This is a genomic window from Roseovarius nubinhibens ISM (assembly GCF_000152625.1).
GTDB lineage: Bacteria > Pseudomonadota > Alphaproteobacteria > Rhodobacterales > Rhodobacteraceae > Roseovarius > Roseovarius nubinhibens.
The window spans coordinates 1,480,549-1,497,925 of sequence record NZ_CH724156.1 but is presented as its reverse complement, the minus strand read 5'-3'; the positions used below and the strand labels follow the sequence as shown (position 1 = coordinate 1,497,925).

Here is a 17,377-nt window from a genome sequence, read left to right as displayed (position 1 = left end):
CCGAATGATCCAGACCCGCCCCGAGCTTCTTGCCGCGATCCGCGATCGCTTTGCCCATGTCGACAGCTGCCCGTTTCAGGGCCCGCGCGTCTTTTTTGAAAACGCCGGCGGGGCGCTGACCCTCAAATCGGTGGTGGACACGTCGGCACGCTTTGCCGCCATCCCCGACAACCAGGGCCGCGACAACCCGGCAAGCCACGCGCTCGTCGATGTGATCAACCGCGCCCGCGCCGATATGTCGGTGCTGATGAACACCTCTTCGGGTCAGTTCTTTGCCGGCGAATCCGGCACCGAGCTTTTGTTTCGGATGATCCGCACCGCCTGTGTCAACGCGCCCAAAGGCGCCAAGATCATCGGCTCCTCCATCGAACACCCCGCCTCGCGCAGCGCCGCCCGGCGCTGGGCCGAGATTGCCGGTCTCGACTATGTCAACGTGCCCCATGATGACGCCACTGGCATCGTCACCGCCGAGGCCTATCGCGAACACCTGACCCCCGACGTGCGCGTCGCCACCATCCTGCACGCCTCGCCGGTCACCGGCATGGGCATGGATGTGGCCGGTATCGCCGCCGCGATCCGCGATGTGGCCCCCGAGGCGATCATCATCGTCGACGGCATTCAACACGCCGCCCATGGTCAGCTCGACATCGACAGCTATGGCGTCGATGGCTATGCGATCTCGCCCTACAAGGTCTTTGCCCGTCACGGCTATGGCATCGCCTGGATTTCCGATCGGCTGTCGACCATGCCGCATGACATGCTGATCGACGCGCCCGCCACGGGGTGGGAGTTCGGCACCCGCGACACCGGCTCCTATGCGACCATGTCCGATGTGGTGGCCTATTTCGACTGGCTCGGCGGCGAGGTCTCGGACGAGACCGACCCCCGCGCCCGGATCGAGGCCGCCGGCCGCGCCATCCACGACTATGAAACCCATCTCACCAACGCGATGATCCACGGCACCGGCAACCTGCCCGGCCTCGCCGAGATGGAGCGCGTGACGATCATCGGCGGCGCCGACAACGCCGCCCGCGAAGGGCTGGTCTGCATCGCCATCGACGGCATCCCCTCGCCCGAGGTGGTGACCCGGCTCAACGAGAACGGCATTCGCACCCACACCCGCAAGGCCGACCATTACAGCGGCAATGTGCTCGACCCGCTCGGCCTGCCCGACGCGATCCGCATCTCGCTCTGCCACTACAACACCGAGGCCGAAGTGGCCCAGCTGCTCTCGGTGATCAAGGATTTGCTGGACTGACGCGATACCGTCGCTTTACCGACGCGATACCGAACATATGAAAAGGGGCGGTCCTCCCGCCCCTTTTTTGCACGTTTTCGGCTGAATTAGTCTCTGTTATTTGCCGAGCTTCGGCGACGCCCGGTCGAGCTTGAGCTCGGCCGCCGAAAAGCTCATCGGCGCCCGCACGCCGGGCACCCCTTCGGGGTCGATGCGCATGCCACGGGCCTGCACTTGCGGGTCGGCAAACACCTCGTCCATATCGTTGATCGGCCCCGCCGGCACGCCCTGCGCCTCGCAGGCCGCCAGAAGCGCCGCCTTGCTATAGCGCGCCGAGGCGGCATTGAGCCGCGCGGTCAGCGCCTCGCGGTTCTTCACCCGGTCGGCATTGGTGAGGTATTCCGGCGCCTGCGCCAGCTCGGGCAGGCCCAAAAGGTCGCAAAGCCGTTGATATTGCGGGTCATTTCCGGTGGCGATGATGATATGCCCGTCCGAGCAGTCGAACACCTGATAGGGCGACAGGTTGGGATGATAATTGCCCATCCGCTGCGGCGCATCGCCGGTGGACAGGTAGTTCATCGCCTGATTGGCCGTGACCGCCACCGCCACATCGAGCAGCGCCATATCGATCTGTTGCCCCTCGCCGGTGCGCTCACGCTGATGCAGCGCGGCAAGGATCGCGGTGGTGGCATAGACCCCGGTAAAGACATCGGTGATCGCCACGCCAACCTTCTGCGGCTGCCCCGCCGGATCGCCGGTGATCGACATCAGCCCAGACATGCCCTGAATGATGTAATCATAGCCCGCACGATGCGCATAAGGCCCATCCTGCCCAAAGCCGGTGATCGAACAATAGATCAGCCGCGGGTTGATTTCGCGCAGGCTGGCATAGTCGAGCCCGTATTTCTCGAGCCCGCCGACCTTGAAATTCTCGATGAGAATATCGGCGTCGCGGACCATCTCGCGGACCTGAGCCTGGCCCTCTTCGGTGCGGAAATCCACCGCAACGCTGGTCTTGCCCCGGTTGCAGCCGTGGAAATAGGCGGCGCTGCGGTCGTCCTCACGCTCGATAAAGGGCGGGCCCCAATTGCGGGTGTCATCCCCCGCCGGGCTCTCGACCTTGATCACATCCGCGCCCAGATCCGACAGCGTCTGACCGGCCCAGGGGCCGGCCAGAATGCGTGCCAGTTCAATGACTTTCAAACCATCCAGCGGGCTGGTCATTCGGCCAGCTCCGCCTCGATGAGCTCTTTGAGGTCGGCATAGTTCATGTTGCCATGCGACTCGCCATTGATGAGCAGCGTCGGGGTCGAGCTGATGTCATCCGCCTCGCTGTTTTCCTGCCACCAGGACACCAGCGCCCGCGCCTTGTCCTCATCTTCGAGACAGGCGGTGAGCTTGTCGCCATCAAGCCCGGCAATCCGGCCCAGACGGCGCAGGTTCTCCGAGGTCTTGACCGGGTCTTGCGTGTCCATCCACTCGCGCTGCTGCTCGTAGAGAAGATTGGAAATGCCAAAGAATTTCGACGGCCCTTCACAGCGCGCGACCATCGCGGCCCAGAGACCGTAGCGGTCGAAATAGACGTCCCGATAGACGAAACGGATCTTGCCGGTGTCGATGTAATCGGCCTTGAGCTGCTTGAACTGGTTTTCGTGGAAGCTGGCGCAATGCGGGCAGGTGAAGGAGGCGTATTCCATCACCGTCACCTTGGCGTCTTCATTGCCAAGCACCATTTCGACGATGCCGTTCTCATCGGTCTCGGCCTCGTCCGCCGTGGCGGTGGCTTCGGTCTCGGTGCTGGCCTCTGTGCTCGCCTCAGTGCTGGCCTCTGCGCTCGCCTCTGCCTCGGCGGTGGCACCCTCTGTGGTCGCTTCTTCGGACGCCGCCTCTTCGGTCGCAGCTTCCTCTGTCGTGGCCTCCGCCTCGGTCCCGGTCACTGCCTCTACGGCGCTCTCCACCGCGTCGCCCGCCGCCTCGGCGGCCTCGCTGGCGGCTTCGGTCACGGTCTCGGTCGCGCTCTCTGCGGCCTCAACCACCGCGCCGGTCACCGCCTCGACGGTGCTTTCCGTCGAGGTCTCAGCCGTTGCTTCAGCGGTCGCTTCACTTGTGCTGCTCACCTCTTCAGCGGCCTGTGCCACTCCGTTCGTGCCGCCGACAAAGGCAGCGCCCAGCCCGATAACAAGGGCGGTTGCCCCGATTGCGCTCGTCTTGTTCATGAAAATCCCTTTCGGATCACGTTTTGCGTTTGGATAGGATATTGGCCCCCAGCGCGTCCAGCGCCTGTTTGAGGGCGCTGTCACCGATCTCGCCCACCAATGTCGCCGCTTCTGCGCGCTGCTCCGGTCCGGGCTGCGGCTTGTCGGGCTTGGGGGCGGGCTCAAAGGCGACCTGCCCCTCGGCAAAGCCGGTGGGCGCGGTCTGGGTGATGCGGATGCGGGCAATGGCGTTATAGCCATAGACCGCGTTGACCTTCTCGCGAAGCTGCTCTTTTTGCATCTCGAGCATCGGCGCCTGCGCCCCGGTGGTCAGCAGGGTCAGCGTCGCGCCAAACCCTTGCCGCCCATAGGACACTTCGACAGGCCGCGCGATCCGCGCCACCTCTTCGCCAGCGATCTCGGCCCAGCGGGTCAGGAGGCGCGATTGGGCAAAGCCACGGCTTTCCGAGGCGCGCTGTATACGCGCCTGCAACAGCGTCGAGGTCCGTTTGAACCCGCGTGTGGTCGATTTGCCTCCGGTCATGGACGCTCCCCTGATCTCGGGCCATATACTAGGCAAGAACCGCAGGGGTGCCACCCCATAGTGACAAAGCCGAGGTCAAACATGCGTGAAACCGCTCAGCCGGGGGATCTGCTCGACTGGTATGATGCCCATGCCCGCGATCTGCCATGGCGGGTGTCGCCCGCCGACCGCTCCGCAGGGGTGCGCCCCGATCCCTATCGCATCTGGCTCTCCGAGATCATGCTGCAGCAAACGACCGTCGCCGCCGTGAAATCCTATTTCGAGAGGTTCACCACGCTCTGGCCCGATGTGGCGGCGCTGGCCGCGGCCGAGGATGCCGATGTCATGGCCGAATGGGCGGGGCTCGGCTATTACGCGCGCGCCCGCAACCTGCTCAAATGCGCGCGGGCTGTGGTCGCCGATCATGGCGGGCGTTTTCCGCAGACCCGCGCCGGCCTGCAGGCGCTGCCCGGCATCGGCCCCTATACCTCGGCGGCGATCTCGGCCATCGCTTATGACCTGCCGGAAACCGTGGTCGACGGCAATGTCGAACGGGTGATGGCGCGGCTCCACGATCTGCACACGCCGCTGCCCGAGGCAAAACCGGCGCTGACCGCGCTCGCCGATGCGCTGACGCCGCAGACCCGCCCCGGCGATTATGCCCAGGCGGTGATGGATCTCGGCGCGACGATCTGCACCCCGCGCAGCCCGGCCTGCGGCATCTGCCCCTGGCGCGCCCCCTGCGCCGCCCGCGCGGCGGGGACCATGGCCGATCTGCCCCGCAAAAGCCCGAAAAAGCCGAAACCCACGCGGCTCGGCATCGCCTATGTGGCGCAACGCGACGATGGCGCGATCCTGCTCGAAACCCGCCCCGACAAGGGCCTCTTGGGCGGTATGCTCGGCTTTCCCGGCTCCGACTGGTCCGAGACGCCGGAGCCCGATCCGCCGCTCGAGGCCGAGTGGCAGGATCTCGGTGAAGAGGCGCGCCACACCTTCACCCATTTCCACCTGCGCCTGCGCATCATGGTGGCGCAGGTCGGCGGCAATGCCGCCCCCCGGCGCGGCGCGTTCCACCCGCGCCACAGCTACCGCCCGGCGAGCCTCCCCACCGTCATGCGCAAAGTCCATGACCTCGCCCATGGCAGATTGCGCGAAATGCTGTAACGTGGCCCGCGACAGCGATTATTTGCCCGAGAGTTGCCCATGTCCGTGACCCCGCTCCGCCAACAGTTCCACGCTGCCCTGCCCTTCTGGTCGTCGCTGGCGCTCGTACCGCTGGCGCTCTGGGGGGCCATGGCCGGGGGCTGGACCGTGGTGCTCTTGCCGCTGGCGACCTGGTATCTCTTTTCCTTTCTCGACGCGCTCACCGGGCTCAACCTCGAGAACGCCGATCCCGACACGCCCGAAGACGCGCTGACATGGTATCGCGCCATCACGCTGATCTGGCCGCCGGTGCAGTTCATCCTGCTGTTCTGGATGATCTGGTATGTCTCGGGGGCCGATCACCTGAGCGCGCTGGAAAAGATCGTGCTCTTTTTTGGCGTCGGCGTGATCACCGGCACGGTGGGGATCAACTACAGCCACGAGCTCATGCATCAGCGCCCGCGCGGCGAGCGATTCCTTGGCGACGCTTTGCTCGCCATGGTGCTCTATTCGCATTTCCGCTCGGAACATCTTCTGGTGCATCACCGCTATGTGGCCACACCCCGCGACCCGGTGACCGCGCGCTATAACGAGGGGTTTCACCGCTTCTTCCCGCGCGTGCTGCGCGAATGCTATGCCTCGGCGCTCGGCGCGGAACAGGCGATGCTGGCGCGGCGCGGCCACGGCTGGTGGCATCGGTCGAACCCGTTCCTGCGCTACTGGGGGCTGCAGGCCTATCTGCTGCTTCTGGCCATCGGCCTCGGCGGCTGGGTCGGGCTCGGGCTCTTCCTGTGGCAGGCCTTCGTCGCCATCTGGCAGCTCGAGCTGGTCAATTACATCGAACATTACGGGCTGACCCGGAAACATCTGGGCGATGGCCGCTATGAACATGTCAAACCGCGTCACAGCTGGAACGCCGCGCATAAGGCGTCGAACTGGCTCTTGATCAACCTGCAGCGCCATTCGGACCATCATTACAAGCCCGACCGCCGCTTTCCGCTGTTGCAAAACTATGCCGCAAGCGAGGCGCCGCAGCTGCCGCATGGCTATCCGATGATGACTATGGTGGCGATGGTGCCGCCGCTCTGGCGGCGCAGCATGAACCCGCGGGTGCGCCGCTGGCGGCAGATGTACTACCCGGAAATCAGCGACTGGAAACCCTATAACAAGGCGACGAACCCGCCGCCCCGCTAAGAGCGCTAAGCGCGCGGCAACTGCCAGATGCCGCGCATGAGGCCGAGAAGCGCCGCCATCACCGGGCTGTCGATTTGCCGCGCCGGCAGCGCCAGATAGAGACAGGCCGGCACCGCGACCCGCCCCGCCAGCGCCACGCCATAGGATTGCTTTTGATAGAGAGCGATCGCATCGCGGCACAGGCTGAGCCCGACGCCCGAACGCACCATCTCCATCATCGACGCCTCCTGATCGACCCGGGCCACGACATTCTGTTCAAGACCGCGCGCCTCGAAAATCCGCCGCAAGAGCTGATAATGCGCCGACATCTCGGGCGTGCCGATCCAGGGCAGTGCCGCGAGCGCCGGCCAGTCCGCCGTCTCGACCTGCGCCTGCCAGCCCGCCGGCGCCACCACGCGATAGGAAAACGCGGCCAGCGTCACCAGATGCACCGTCTCATCCACCATCGCCCCCGCCTCGTCTCCCGGCGGGCCAAGGACAAAGCCCGCGTCGATCTGCCCCCGCAAGAGCCGCGCCATGATCTCGCCGCTGATCCCATGCGAGAGCTCGGTCTCGATGCCCGGAAACTCGGCCCGCATCCGCCCCAAGAGCTGCCCCAGCCGGATGAATTCCGGGTCGATGATCGTCCCGATCCGGAGCGGCCCGGTCACCACATCCGACCGCTGACAGGCCGCCTGCCGAAAGGCCCCCATCGCTTCGATCACCTGCTCCGCCTTGGGCAAGAGCGCCGCGCCATCCCCGGTGAGCCGCAGCCCCGCCGCCTCGCGCTCGAACAGCGGCAGACCAACCTCCTCGCTGAGCCGCCGAAGCTGTTGGCTCACCGCCGGCTGGGTCAGGTTGAGCAGCTCCGCCGCCCGCGACACGCTGCCCTCGCGGGCCACGGTGACAAAGGCCAAAAGCGTGTTGATGTTGGAAAACCGGGTCATGGGCCGAGATGTATAGGACCGCGCGGCCCGCGTCACGCGCGGGCTTGTCTTGCGCGCGTCAAGACATATATTCCCGCCATGCGAGGACGACCTCCGCCCCATGCAACCCGGGGTTTTTAGATTCGGGACGGCCCGAGTGACAGGAGATCTGCCATGCGCACCCGCAACGACCGTATCCGCCACGCCATCCTGTTCGAGCTCTTCGGCCTCGCGCTGAGCGCGCCGCTCGGCGCCTGGCTCTTTGACCAGCCGCTGCATGACATGGGGCTCGTCGCCGTGGTCTGCGCGACCATCGCGATGGCGTGGAACTATCTCTACAACCTGCTCTTTGATCGGGCCATGCTCCGCCTGCGCGGCTCGGTTCAGAAAACGCTGACGATCCGCGTCCTGCACGCCATCCTCTTCGAGCTGGGGCTGTTGCTGGCCTTTGTGCCCTTCATCGCCTGGCAGCTCGGCGTCACGCTCTGGACCGCCCTCGTCATGGACGCGGCCTTTGTGGTGTTCTACCTCGTCTTCGCCTTCGTCTTTAACTGGCTCTATGACGTGATCTTCCCGATCCCCAGCCAGACGGCCTGAGCCCACCAAAAGCCGCGCCTCGCCGTGCCGAGGTACGGCGATCCACCCCGCGCGAGGTCACTCAATGTCCGGATCAGCCGCCTCGCGGCCCGGGCAGCGCCCGTCCGCCCCCCGGGCGGGCGCTTTGACCCCGTCCCACCCCAAGGCCGCCACAGCGTGACGCGGCCAGATAAACTGCCCCACCCCAGGTCCCGAACGCCCCCCCCGCGGACGGGCCCCGCCCTCAACAACACCCCAGAACAAAAAAGCCCCGCCATCGAGGCGGGGCCAGTTGGTAGTGCCATGTGTCAGGCCACAGGCACCGGCGGTGTTCTTGGTATTCTTGTGTGGGGTGTCGCTCAGTTCGGGCGATCGGCCATCTCGGCGCGGATCTGCTGGCGGAACACGTCGATCGGCACCTGTTTGCCATCGCGCTTGATGCACCAGTAGGTCCAGCCATTGCAACTCGGCGCGCCTTCGAGCGCGGCCCCGACCTGATGGATCGAACCCTTGATATCATCCCCGATGAGCGTGCCATCGGCGCGCACCTTGGCCTTGTGGCGCAGGTTCATCGAATAGAGGTTCTCGCCCGGGCGCAGCATGCCCCGCTCGATGAGCTGACCAAAGGGCACGCGCGGCTCGGCCCGTTTCGACTGGCTCACCTGTAGCGCCTCGCGGTCATATTTGCGCACTTTCGCGAGCCGCTTCTCGGCCACCTCGCGATAGGCCGCCTCGCGCTCGATCCCGATGTAATCGCGGCCGAGCATCTTGGCCACGGCGCCGGTCGTGCCAGTGCCAAAGAACGGGTCGAGCACCACATCACCGGGATTGGTCGACCCGACCAGAATACGGTGCAACAGGCTCTCGGGTTTTTGCGTCGGATGCGCCTTGTCGCCATTGGCATCCTTGAGCCGCTCATGCCCGGTGCAGATCGGCAGCACCCAATCGCTGCGCATCTGGATCCCTTCATTGAGCGATTTGAGCGCCTCATAGTTGAAGGTGTATTTGCCACCCTCTTCCTTGCTCGCCCAGATCATCGTCTCATGGGCATTGGTGAGCCGCTTGCCACGGAAATTCGGCATCGGGTTCGACTTGCGCCAGACCACATCATTGAGGATCCAAAACCCTTCGTTCTGCAGCGACGCGCCAACCCGGAAGATGTTGTGGTAGGACCCGATCACCCAGATCGCGCCATTCGGCTTGAGCAGGCGGCGCGCGGCGCGCAGCCATTCGGTGGTGAATTTGTCATAGGCGGCAAAGGACGAAAACTGGTCCCAAGCATCGTCGACCGCATCCACCTGGCTGTTGTCGGGCCGGTGCAGCTCGCCCTTGAGCTGAAGATTATAAGGGGGATCAGCGAAAATCAGGTCGACCGACGCCTCCGGCAGGGAATTCATCACCTCGATGCAATCCCCGGAAAGAATCGTGTTGAGAGGGAGCGCTTGCGCGCTCTTTGCTTTGGTTTTCGTCGTCATCTGTACTGCCTCGTTGCCGGCGCTTTGTGCGCTCTGGTCATTGAGGACAAGGATGAGTCAAAGCTGATTCGCGGTCAAATTCTTTTTGAATCAATCACTTACAAAATTGTCTTGATACAAGATATTGTGGACGGGTTTGAACGAACGCCTATGATGAGGGGTCACACCAAGATTTCGGAGCGCCTCCTTGTGGCTTTTCGACGGATATCCGGCGTTGGTCTCCCAGCCATAACCCGGATAGTGTTGCGCCAAATCCCACATGATCCGGTCGCGACATATTTTGGCCATAATTGAGGCCGCCGAAATCGACAAAGATAATGCGTCGCCCTTGATCACCGCCCGCGCCGGGATGCGCAGATCGCGCGGCAAGAGATTGCCATCAACAAGCGCGAACCCCGCCGCGACCGGCAGCCCCGCCACCGCCCGCTCCATCGCCAGATGCGAGGCGCGCAAGATGTTGATCTCGTCGATTTCCTCGACGCTGGCATGGGCGATCGAGACATGCGCCACCGCGGCGATCTCATCAAAGAGCGCCTCGCGCCGCTTCGGAGTTAGCGCCTTGGAATCGTTGAGCCCCGCCGGGATGCGCGCCGGATCCAGCACCACCGCCGCCGCCGTCACCGGCCCGGCCAACGGCCCGCGCCCAACCTCATCCACCCCGGCCACCACGCCAAACCCTTGCGCGATAGCCTCATCTTCAAATCTGTAATCCGGTCCCATGCCGCCAGAAATCACAGCCCCCCGCGCATTGCAAAGAATTTTGCCGACATGTGGCCTAAAGGCTGACCCAGAAAAACGGGAACGCGCGCCCCCTCACCCCAGCCGCCTCAGCTCCTCGCGGAACCGCGCGGCGTTGCGTTGATAGCTGAGGGCGGAGGCCTTGAGGCCGTCGATGGCCGCTGTGTCGAGTTCGCGGATGACCTTGCCCGGCACGCCGACGACGAGGCTGCCGTCGGGGATGATCCGGCCCTCCGGCACGAGCGCGCCAGCGCCGATCAGGCAGTTCTTGCCGATCTGCGCCCCGTTGAGCACCGTGGCCCCCATGCCGACCAGGGAATTTTCGCCAATCGTGCAGCCGTGCAGCATGGCCTTGTGGCCGATGGTGCAATTGGCCCCGATCCGGAGCGGATAGCCCGGGTCGGTGTGGCACATGACCTGCTCTTGCAGGTTCGACCCGGCGCCGACGACGATCTCTTCATTGTCGCCGCGCAGGATCGCCCCGAACCAGATGCTGGTTTTCTCTTCCAGCACGATCTTCCCGATCAACTCGGCGCTCGGCGCGATCCAGACATCCTCGGCAAGCTGCGGCGCTGTGTCTTTGAGTGCGTATATCGTCATGTCAGTCTTTCCTAAGGTGAGAGGGCTTTGAGGGCGCTTGCCCCCCTGACCCGGCACAGCCGAGGCGCGCGGGGGGCAAGCCATGCGGAGAGGCCGCTATTGCAACAGCGTGTTGGGCAGCCACATCACGATCCAGGGCTGCCAGGTGATCAGGGCCAGCACGCCGATCTGGAGCAGCACAAAGGGGATGATGCCCCGGTAGATCTGCCCAATGGTGACGAGATCCCCCGCCGCGCCTTTCAAAAAGAACAGCGCAAAGCCGAAGGGCGGCGTCAGGAACGAAGTCTGCAGGTTCACCGCCATCAGCACGGCGAACCAATAGATCAGGTCGGTCTTGGCGACATGTTCTCCCAGATCCATCAGCCCGACGATCGGCGACACGATGGGCAGCATGATGAGCGTGATCTCCACCCAGTCGAAAAAGAAGCCGAGGATAAAGATCATCAGCATGAGCATCGCAAGAATGCCCCAATCGCCCATGTTCAGGCTCTCCGCGAGCGAGACGATGAAATGCTCGCCGCCGTTGAGACGGAACACATAGGCAAAGGCAGTCGCCGCCATGAAGATGAAAAAGAGCATCGCCAGCGTGCGGATCGAGCCATCGGTCGCCTCGGCCAATGTGGTGAGGTTGAGCCGCCCGCGCAGCACGCCAAGAAGGATCGCGCCAAAGGCGCCGATGCCCGCCGCTTCGGTGGGGGTGGCAATGCCGCCAAGGATCGAGCCGAGCACCGCGAGGATCAAGACGCAAGGAAGCGCGAAAGACAGCGCCGCCTCTTTCCAGAGCCCGGCCTTTTCCGCCTCGCTCAAGGGCGGCGAGGGCGGTGCCTTCTTGGGGTTCAAGAGGGTCGAGACGACGATATAGATCATGTAGATCGCCGCCAAGAGAAGCCCCGGCATCAGCGCCGCCACGAACAGCCGCGCGAGGTTGATCGACAGGATATCCCCCATGAACACCAGCATGACCGACGGCGGGATCAAAATGCCGAGTGTCCCGGCCGAGGCGATGGTGCCGCTGGCCAGTTCCGGGGAATAGCCGCGTTTGAGCATGGTCGGCAGCGCCATGAAGGTGAGCATGACGACAGAGGCCCCGACAATGCCGGTCGCCGCCGCGAGGATCGTGCCCATCGCCGTCACCGCCAGAGCCAGCCCACCGGGCACCGAGCTCATGAGTTTTTGCAAGGTGACGAGAAGATCTTCGGCGATCCGGCTTTTCTCGAGGACCACGCCCATAAAGATGAACATTGGCGCGGCCACCAGAACCTGGTTCTCGATAGAGCCGCCATAGATCCGGTTCGGAATGAGCGAGATTTGCACAAGCCGCATCTCTCCGAGGGCAATTGCAATCATCGCAAAGGCGATTGTAATGCCCCCTAACACAACGGCGACTGGAAGGCCGCTGAACAGCCCGATGACAAGGGCCCCGAACATGAGCCCCGGAAGTAGTTCGATCAGGATTTCCATAACTCTTTACTCTCGTAGGGGTCCTTCAGGTTGCCGCGAAGGACGACGATCATACGCAACACAACAGAATACGCGCCCATCAAGGCGAGGATCGCCGAGATAGGAATGATCGATTTAATGATGAAGCGATGATCAAGCCCGAGCCCGCCGTTCGAGCCCTCAGAACGGATGTAGGAGCGGTAGGCAAAATCTGACCCGTGCTGAATGATCAGGATCATGAACGGGGTCAGAAACAGGATGATCCCGAGGATTTCCAACTTCATGCGGAAGGGCTGGCTGAAATTCTGCGAGACGAGGTCAATCCGGACATGGGCGTCGCGGGTGTAGGCGTAGCCAAATCCCAGCAGGGCGATGATCCCGTGAAGGTGCCATTGCAGCTCCCCCAGGGCCACCGAGTTCGTGTTGTAGAATTGTCGTCCGATGATCTCGTAGAGGATCACCGCCGTCAGAGCGAAGAGCAACAGCCCAGCCACACGTGCGGCATAGGTGCAGATGCGCTCCATGATGTGCGCTAATCTAAGCATGTTTGACCTTTCTGGATGGTACGAGGGGCATCACGCCCCCCGTCGGGACAAAATTCAGGCGGTCGAGCTGAATTCAGTCGATGTAGCCAAGCGTCGCCCATTCGGCATAGCGCGTCCGGAACTCCGACACGCTCTTCCAGACACGGGCGAAATCGGCATCCTGTGACCGCTCGGCCAGAACCTCGTCCCAGCCCCCTTGGAAGGCGGCCAGCATCTCGTCCGACCACTGGTGGATCGTCGTGCCCTGCGCCTTGAGCTCTTCGAGCGGGCCGAGCTGAATGGATTCGCCCTGCGCGATGGATTTGACCACATTGGCGGCGCAGACCTCTTCGATGGCCGCGCGCTCGGTCTCTTCGAGACCGTCCCAGACATCCTGGTTGATGATGAAGGTGATCAGCGACGATTGCTGATGCCAGCCGGGGAAATAGTAATGCGAGGCGTGCTCGTTCATCCCAAGCTGAAGATCGAGCGCCGGAAAGCTGATCTCGGCGGCGTCGAGCGTGCCGAGGTTGAGCCCGGTGATCGTGTCGCCCGTGCCGAGGGATTGCGCCTGCGCCCCGAGTTTCTCGAGCACATTCGCGCCGAGGCCAAAGATCCGCATCTTGAGCCCGACCAGATCCTCCGGCGAGTTGATCTCTTTCGAGAACCAGCCCGAGGCCTCGGGTGCGAGCACGGCGCAGAGCTCGGAATGGATGTTGAACGGCGCCGACAATTCGGCCCAAAGCTCTTCGCCGCCACCCTCATACCACCAGGCGGTGTATTCGACCGCATCGGGGCCAAAGGGAAAGGCGGTGAACAGCGGCGCTGCGGGGATCACATTCTGCGCCGAGCCGGGGGTGAACCAACCGGCCGAGATCGCGCCGGTCGACACCGAGTCCCAGATTTCATTCGACGGCACCAAGGCCCCCGGATCATGATAGACGATCTCCACCTCGCCCCCGGTGAGCCGGGCCACCCGCTCGCCGAGGTCAACACCCGCGGTGCCGAGCACCGGCAGGGATTGCGGCACATAGGCCTGCATATCAATGGTTTCCGCCTGTCCCGCAGTGGCTGCGAAAGAGATGGCAATGGCGGATACACCCGCCGTTAGGGGTTTGAAAGTCATAGGTTCCTCCCTTTGATGACTTGAGTTGCCTCTATGTTTGAAGAGACTGAGAATGGGATCGGCCAAGCAGTGGCCGAGACCCGGTTGGTTTCCTTTTTCGTCCGATTGGGGCGCGGCAGAGGGCCTGCGCGCTCATTCCGCAGGCTGCGGGTTCAAGATGCCCGAAGTGGTAAAGCCGCCGTCGATGGCGATGTTCTGGCCGGTGACAAAGGACGACATGTCGCCGTCGAGCAGGAACACCACCCCCCCCGAGAGCTCTGACGGGCTCGCATAGCGATGCATCGGCAGCCGGTCGGTCCAGAGCTTGCGCGAACTTGTCTCATGCATGCGCTCGACCAGCGGCGTCTCGACCGGCCCCGGCGAGACCGCATTGACCCGCAGACCATGCGGCGCCCATTCCGTCGACAGCACCCGGGTCATCTGCAGCACCCCGGCCTTGGACGAGCCATAGGCGACGCGCCCCTTGTTGCCGGTCATGCCCGAGATCGACGAGATGTTGACGATAGAGCCACGCCCGCGCGGGATCATGTGCCGCGCCACCGCCCGGGCCACCATGAAACTACCGATCAGATTGACGTCCAACACCTTGCGAAACAGCTCGACGCTGGTTTCGGTCGCCGGAATATCGGTGCCGATCCCCGCCGAGTTGACCAGCCCGGTGATCTCATGCCCCTCGGCCTCGAGACCATCGACCAGCGCGTTGACCGCCGCCTCATCCGAGACATCCAACTGCCGACAGATCAGCCGATCGCCAAACCCGGACATTTCGCTTTGAAACTCTGCGAGCACCTGCTCCGACACATCCGCCGCTATGACCGTCCAGCCCCGGGCGAGACAGCGTTCGCTGATCGCCCGCCCGATCCCCGAAGGGCCGCCGGTGACAAGAACCGTCTCACTCATGACGCGTCCTCCATCAGCGCAAGCGCGTCGAGCTTTTCCTTGATGATCTTCTTGGAAATCTTGCCATAGGCCGATTTCGGAAGCTCCGGCCAGAACAGCACGGTTTTCGGAAGCTTGTAGCGGGACACTTTCCCCTCAAGCCAGCTCAACAGCGTTTCCTGATCGAGCTCGGCATTGAGGGTGCAGATCGCGAGGCCCACTTCGCCCCATTTCGGATCGGGCACGCCGAGGATCGCCACCTCGTCCACCGCCGGATGCTCGAGGATCTTCTCCTCGATCTCGCGGGGATAGACGTTCGACCCGCCCGAGATATACATGTCCGAGGCCCGCCCGGTGATATAGAGGAACCCCTCGTCATCGAGATGGCCCAGATCCCCGGTCAGGAACCAACCGTTGCGAAAGGATTTCTGATTGGCCTCGTCATTGTTGTAATAGCCAGCAAAGACCGCCGGCCCACAAACCGCAATCTCGCCCGTCTCTCCGGGGGCGCGCTCTTGGCCCGCCGCATCCTGAATAGAGACCTGCATCCCGGTGCGCTCAAAGCCACAGGACCCGATCTTGGCATTCTCGCCATCCTCGAGCGAATGCAGCATCGGCGGCAGCACGGTGATATTGCCGGTGACTTCGCCCAGCCCGTAATATTGCACCAGAACCGGCCCGAGCGTGCGCAGGGCGCGTTTCTGATCTTCGCGATACATCGGAGCACCGGCATAGATCATGTAGCGCAGCGAGCTGCGGTCATAGCGGTCCACCGCCTTGTCATCGACCAGCATGTTGACGATGGTCGGCACGGTGAAAAGGTTGCTCGCTTGCCACTTTTCAACAAGCGACCAGATTTCATCCCCGTCAAACCCCGGGCTCTGCGGCAGCACGGTTTTCACCGACCGCGCGGTGTTCACCAGCTGATGAATGCCCGCGCCATGCGACAGCGGTGCCACCACGATAGAGGCATCCTTTTGCGAGGTGCCGGGCATCAGATCACAGAGGTGATTGGTGATCACAAAGCCCATCTGCCCATGGGTCAGAACGCCTGCCTTGGGGCGGCCCGTGGTCCCCGAGGTGTAGAAGAACCAGCACGGGTCGTCATGTTCGACATCCGCCGCCGCAAAGGGCTGGCCCATGTGCTCTGCCACCAGATCATCGAGATCCTCGGCCCAGCTCGCCTCGCCGATGGCGAGCGCGACCCGCAGCTGGCGCGCCTCCTCCCGGCAGGCCGCGTAATGCGCGCCGAAATCCTTGTGACAGATGATCGCCACCGCGCCGCTCGACTGGGCGAGATAGGCCACCTCCGGCGGGGTCTGGCGGAAATTCGTCGGAACCCACACCGCCCCCATCCGGAAACAGGCGAACATGGTCTCGAACATCTGGTTGCAATTCGGCGATTGCACGAGAACCCGGTCGCCCTTGGTCACGCCTTGCGCCGCGAGCACATGGCAGAGCGCGTCGACACGGGCGTCGACCTCTTTCCAGGTCCAGGTCTTGTCGCCCCAGACAAAGCCGATCTCATCGCCAAAGCGACGCGCCGACTGGCGCAGGACATGCGACAGGTTCATCACCCGTTTAGAATAGGGCGCAACGCCGCCCTTTGGTGCCACGGTGCTCATTTCGCGCGCTCCATGATCGAGACGTAATTGGTGACCGCCGCTCCCCCCATGTTGAAGACACCAACGGTTTCGGCCCCGGCGATCTGCATGTCGCCGCCCTCATCCATGAGCTGCAGACAGGCCATCACATGCTGCGACACGCCCGTGGCACCGACCGGATGGCCCTTGGCCTTGAGCCCGCCCGACGGGTTCACCGGGAGCTTGCCATCCTTCTGGGTGTACCCCTCCTGAACCAGCCGATAGCCCTCACCCGGCTCGGCAAGCCCCATGGCCTCGTATTCGATCAGCTCGGCGATGGTGAAACAGTCATGGGTCTCCACGAGATCCAGATCCTCCATCTCGAGCCCCGAGACCTCGCGGGCCTTTTGCCAGGCCCGCCGCGCGCCCTCAAAGGCGGTGGGATCACGCCGCGACAGCGGCAGGATGTCATTGGTCTGCACCCGCGCCTTGAAGGTCACCGCGCGCGCCGCCTCCGGCACCAGATCGGAATGCACCAGCACGATCGCCGCCGCCCCGTCCGAGATCAGCGAACAATCGGTGCGCCGCAGCGGGGCCGCGACATAGGGGTTCTTGTCCGACACCGTGGTGCAGAAGGCGACGCCCAGATCCTTTTGCAGATGCGCATAAGGATTGCCGACGCCATTGGCATGGTTCTTGGCCGCGATCATGCCAAGCTCGCGCGACTTGTCGCCATGTTGCTGAAAATAGGTCTGGGCAATCTGGCCAAAGATGCCGGCAAAGCCGCCGCCCGCATGGGCCTCTTCCTTGCGATAGGAGGCCCCGAGAAGGATATCGCCCACCTCGTTCAGCGGCGTCGCGGTCATCTTCTCCGCACCCACCACCAGCGCCACCTTGCCACGGCCCGCTGCGATGAAATCCATCGCCGCATAGAGCGCCGCCGACCCCGTCGCGCAGGCGTTTTCCAGATGCACCGACGGCGTATAGCTGAGCTCCGGCTGGTTCAGCGCCACCAGCGCCCCTTCCAGCCCCTGCTTGGAAAAGCCATTGTTCATGACGCCGACAAAGATGCCGTCGACATCCGCCGCATCGATCTGCGCATGTTCGAGCGCCGCGCCTGCGACTTCACCGATCAAGGCCTCCACATCCGGAGCCTCTGATTTGCCAAATTTCGTGTGGGCCCAACCCACGATTGCTGAGGTCATTTTAGATATCCCTTTTTGTCATGTTCGGTGCCGG

The 17,377-nt window shown here is 63.6% G+C and carries 17 protein-coding genes; 4 read left to right on the top strand and 13 right to left on the bottom strand.

The window, feature by feature from the left end; genetic code table 11:
* Nucleotides 1-4 precede the first annotated feature (4 nt).
* The gene (locus tag ISM_RS07255; protein ID WP_009813485.1) at nucleotides 5-1,258 is read left to right on the top strand and encodes an aminotransferase class V-fold PLP-dependent enzyme; all 1,254 of its coding nucleotides are present in this window, start codon (nucleotides 5-7) and stop codon (nucleotides 1,256-1,258) included.
* Nucleotides 1,259-1,354: 96 nt separating this feature from the next.
* Here the strand turns inward: ISM_RS07255 and ISM_RS07250 are convergent, their stop codons facing one another.
* From ISM_RS07250 to ISM_RS07240, 3 genes are read right to left on the bottom strand one after another with little or no spacing between them, the layout of a single operon-like run.
* Entirely contained in the window at nucleotides 1,355-2,461 is a 1,107-nt protein-coding gene (locus ISM_RS07250; RefSeq protein ID WP_009813484.1) for a CaiB/BaiF CoA transferase family protein, read from the bottom strand.
* The gene (locus ISM_RS18515; RefSeq protein WP_009813483.1) at nucleotides 2,458-3,453 is read right to left on the bottom strand and encodes a DsbA family protein; all 996 of its coding nucleotides are present in this window, start codon (nucleotides 3,451-3,453) and stop codon (nucleotides 2,458-2,460) included. The genes ISM_RS07250 and ISM_RS18515 overlap by 4 nt, the downstream gene beginning before the upstream one ends.
* A 16-nt stretch (nucleotides 3,454-3,469) precedes the next feature.
* On the bottom strand, nucleotides 3,470-3,976 hold the full coding sequence (locus tag ISM_RS07240) for a DUF721 domain-containing protein (protein ID WP_009813482.1): 507 nt from the start codon (nucleotides 3,974-3,976) through the stop codon (nucleotides 3,470-3,472).
* 81 nt (nucleotides 3,977-4,057) lie between these two features.
* Between ISM_RS07240 and mutY the strand changes: the two genes are divergently transcribed.
* Both mutY and ISM_RS07230 read left to right on the top strand, forming a co-directional pair.
* Complete coding sequence (gene mutY / locus ISM_RS07235; RefSeq protein ID WP_009813481.1) at nucleotides 4,058-5,119, top strand: A/G-specific adenine glycosylase; 1,062 nt, start codon at nucleotides 4,058-4,060, stop codon at nucleotides 5,117-5,119.
* Between the two features lie 39 nt (nucleotides 5,120-5,158).
* Entirely contained in the window at nucleotides 5,159-6,292 is a 1,134-nt protein-coding gene (locus ISM_RS07230; RefSeq protein ID WP_009813480.1) for an alkane 1-monooxygenase, read from the top strand.
* A gap of 5 nt (nucleotides 6,293-6,297) precedes the next feature.
* Here the strand turns inward: ISM_RS07230 and ISM_RS07225 are convergent, their stop codons facing one another.
* Nucleotides 6,298-7,218, bottom strand: coding sequence for a LysR family transcriptional regulator (locus tag ISM_RS07225; RefSeq protein WP_009813479.1), 921 nt, complete (start codon nucleotides 7,216-7,218; stop codon nucleotides 6,298-6,300).
* 153 nt (nucleotides 7,219-7,371) lie between these two features.
* Between ISM_RS07225 and ISM_RS07220 the strand changes: the two genes are divergently transcribed.
* A complete protein-coding gene (locus ISM_RS07220) occupies nucleotides 7,372-7,794 on the top strand; it encodes a PACE efflux transporter (RefSeq protein WP_009813478.1) in 423 nt (140 codons plus the stop codon).
* 338 nt (nucleotides 7,795-8,132) lie between these two features.
* Here ISM_RS07220 and ISM_RS07210 read toward each other — a convergent pair whose 3' ends face one another.
* The 9 genes from ISM_RS07210 to ISM_RS07170 form a co-directional block, all read right to left on the bottom strand.
* Nucleotides 8,133-9,248 carry a site-specific DNA-methyltransferase gene (locus ISM_RS07210; RefSeq protein ID WP_009813477.1) on the bottom strand — a complete coding sequence of 372 codons (1,116 nt, stop codon included), beginning with the start codon at nucleotides 9,246-9,248 and terminating at the stop codon, nucleotides 8,133-8,135.
* 90 nt (nucleotides 9,249-9,338) lie between these two features.
* Nucleotides 9,339-9,968, bottom strand: a complete 630-nt coding sequence (locus tag ISM_RS07205) for a ribonuclease HII (protein WP_009813476.1) — start codon at nucleotides 9,966-9,968, stop codon at nucleotides 9,339-9,341.
* A gap of 93 nt (nucleotides 9,969-10,061) precedes the next feature.
* Nucleotides 10,062-10,586 (bottom strand): gamma carbonic anhydrase family protein, encoded by a 525-nt coding sequence (locus ISM_RS07200; protein WP_009813475.1) that lies wholly within the window; start codon nucleotides 10,584-10,586, stop codon nucleotides 10,062-10,064.
* A gap of 96 nt (nucleotides 10,587-10,682) precedes the next feature.
* On the bottom strand, nucleotides 10,683-12,014 hold the full coding sequence (locus ISM_RS07195; protein WP_254655660.1) for a TRAP transporter large permease: 1,332 nt from the start codon (nucleotides 12,012-12,014) through the stop codon (nucleotides 10,683-10,685).
* 20 nt (nucleotides 12,015-12,034) lie between these two features.
* A complete protein-coding gene (locus ISM_RS07190; RefSeq protein WP_050754124.1) occupies nucleotides 12,035-12,550 on the bottom strand; it encodes a TRAP transporter small permease subunit in 516 nt (171 codons plus the stop codon).
* Between the two features lie 94 nt (nucleotides 12,551-12,644).
* Complete coding sequence (locus ISM_RS07185; RefSeq protein ID WP_040617933.1) at nucleotides 12,645-13,676, bottom strand: TRAP transporter substrate-binding protein; 1,032 nt, start codon at nucleotides 13,674-13,676, stop codon at nucleotides 12,645-12,647.
* 132 nt (nucleotides 13,677-13,808) lie between these two features.
* Complete coding sequence (locus ISM_RS07180) at nucleotides 13,809-14,576, bottom strand: SDR family NAD(P)-dependent oxidoreductase (RefSeq protein ID WP_009813471.1); 768 nt, start codon at nucleotides 14,574-14,576, stop codon at nucleotides 13,809-13,811.
* A complete protein-coding gene (locus tag ISM_RS07175; RefSeq protein ID WP_040617932.1) occupies nucleotides 14,573-16,180 on the bottom strand; it encodes an acyl-CoA synthetase in 1,608 nt (535 codons plus the stop codon). The genes ISM_RS07180 and ISM_RS07175 overlap by 4 nt, the downstream gene beginning before the upstream one ends.
* On the bottom strand, nucleotides 16,177-17,343 hold the full coding sequence (locus ISM_RS07170) for an acetyl-CoA acetyltransferase (protein ID WP_040617931.1): 1,167 nt from the start codon (nucleotides 17,341-17,343) through the stop codon (nucleotides 16,177-16,179). The genes ISM_RS07175 and ISM_RS07170 overlap by 4 nt, the downstream gene beginning before the upstream one ends.
* Nucleotides 17,344-17,377: the final 34 nt, after the last annotated feature.

What these genes read in the sequence shown, in the direction of transcription:
- ISM_RS07200 (WP_009813475.1), bottom strand. Translation starts at nt 10,586, where the DNA reads ATGACGATATACGCACTCAAAGACACAGCGCCGCAGCTTGCCGAGGAT.
- ISM_RS07255 (WP_009813485.1), top strand. Translation starts at nt 5, where the DNA reads ATGATCCAGACCCGCCCCGAGCTTCTTGCCGCGATCCGCGATCGCTTT.
- ISM_RS07180 (WP_009813471.1), bottom strand. Translation starts at nt 14,576, where the DNA reads ATGAGTGAGACGGTTCTTGTCACCGGCGGCCCTTCGGGGATCGGGCGG.
- ISM_RS07240 (WP_009813482.1), bottom strand. Translation starts at nt 3,976, where the DNA reads ATGACCGGAGGCAAATCGACCACACGCGGGTTCAAACGGACCTCGACG.
- ISM_RS07220 (WP_009813478.1), top strand. Translation starts at nt 7,372, where the DNA reads ATGCGCACCCGCAACGACCGTATCCGCCACGCCATCCTGTTCGAGCTC.
- ISM_RS07230 (WP_009813480.1), top strand. Translation starts at nt 5,159, where the DNA reads ATGTCCGTGACCCCGCTCCGCCAACAGTTCCACGCTGCCCTGCCCTTC.
- ISM_RS07190 (WP_050754124.1), bottom strand. Translation starts at nt 12,550, where the DNA reads ATGGAGCGCATCTGCACCTATGCCGCACGTGTGGCTGGGCTGTTGCTC.
- ISM_RS07210 (WP_009813477.1), bottom strand. Translation starts at nt 9,248, where the DNA reads ATGACGACGAAAACCAAAGCAAAGAGCGCGCAAGCGCTCCCTCTCAAC.
- ISM_RS07170 (WP_040617931.1), bottom strand. Translation starts at nt 17,343, where the DNA reads ATGACCTCAGCAATCGTGGGTTGGGCCCACACGAAATTTGGCAAATCA.
- mutY (WP_009813481.1), top strand. Translation starts at nt 4,058, where the DNA reads ATGCGTGAAACCGCTCAGCCGGGGGATCTGCTCGACTGGTATGATGCC.
- ISM_RS07250 (WP_009813484.1), bottom strand. Translation starts at nt 2,461, where the DNA reads ATGACCAGCCCGCTGGATGGTTTGAAAGTCATTGAACTGGCACGCATT.
- ISM_RS18515 (WP_009813483.1), bottom strand. Translation starts at nt 3,453, where the DNA reads ATGAACAAGACGAGCGCAATCGGGGCAACCGCCCTTGTTATCGGGCTG.
- ISM_RS07195 (WP_254655660.1), bottom strand. Translation starts at nt 12,014, where the DNA reads ATGTTCGGGGCCCTTGTCATCGGGCTGTTCAGCGGCCTTCCAGTCGCC.
- ISM_RS07225 (WP_009813479.1), bottom strand. Translation starts at nt 7,218, where the DNA reads ATGACCCGGTTTTCCAACATCAACACGCTTTTGGCCTTTGTCACCGTG.
- ISM_RS07205 (WP_009813476.1), bottom strand. Translation starts at nt 9,968, where the DNA reads ATGGGACCGGATTACAGATTTGAAGATGAGGCTATCGCGCAAGGGTTT.
- ISM_RS07175 (WP_040617932.1), bottom strand. Translation starts at nt 16,180, where the DNA reads ATGAGCACCGTGGCACCAAAGGGCGGCGTTGCGCCCTATTCTAAACGG.
- ISM_RS07185 (WP_040617933.1), bottom strand. Translation starts at nt 13,676, where the DNA reads ATGACTTTCAAACCCCTAACGGCGGGTGTATCCGCCATTGCCATCTCT.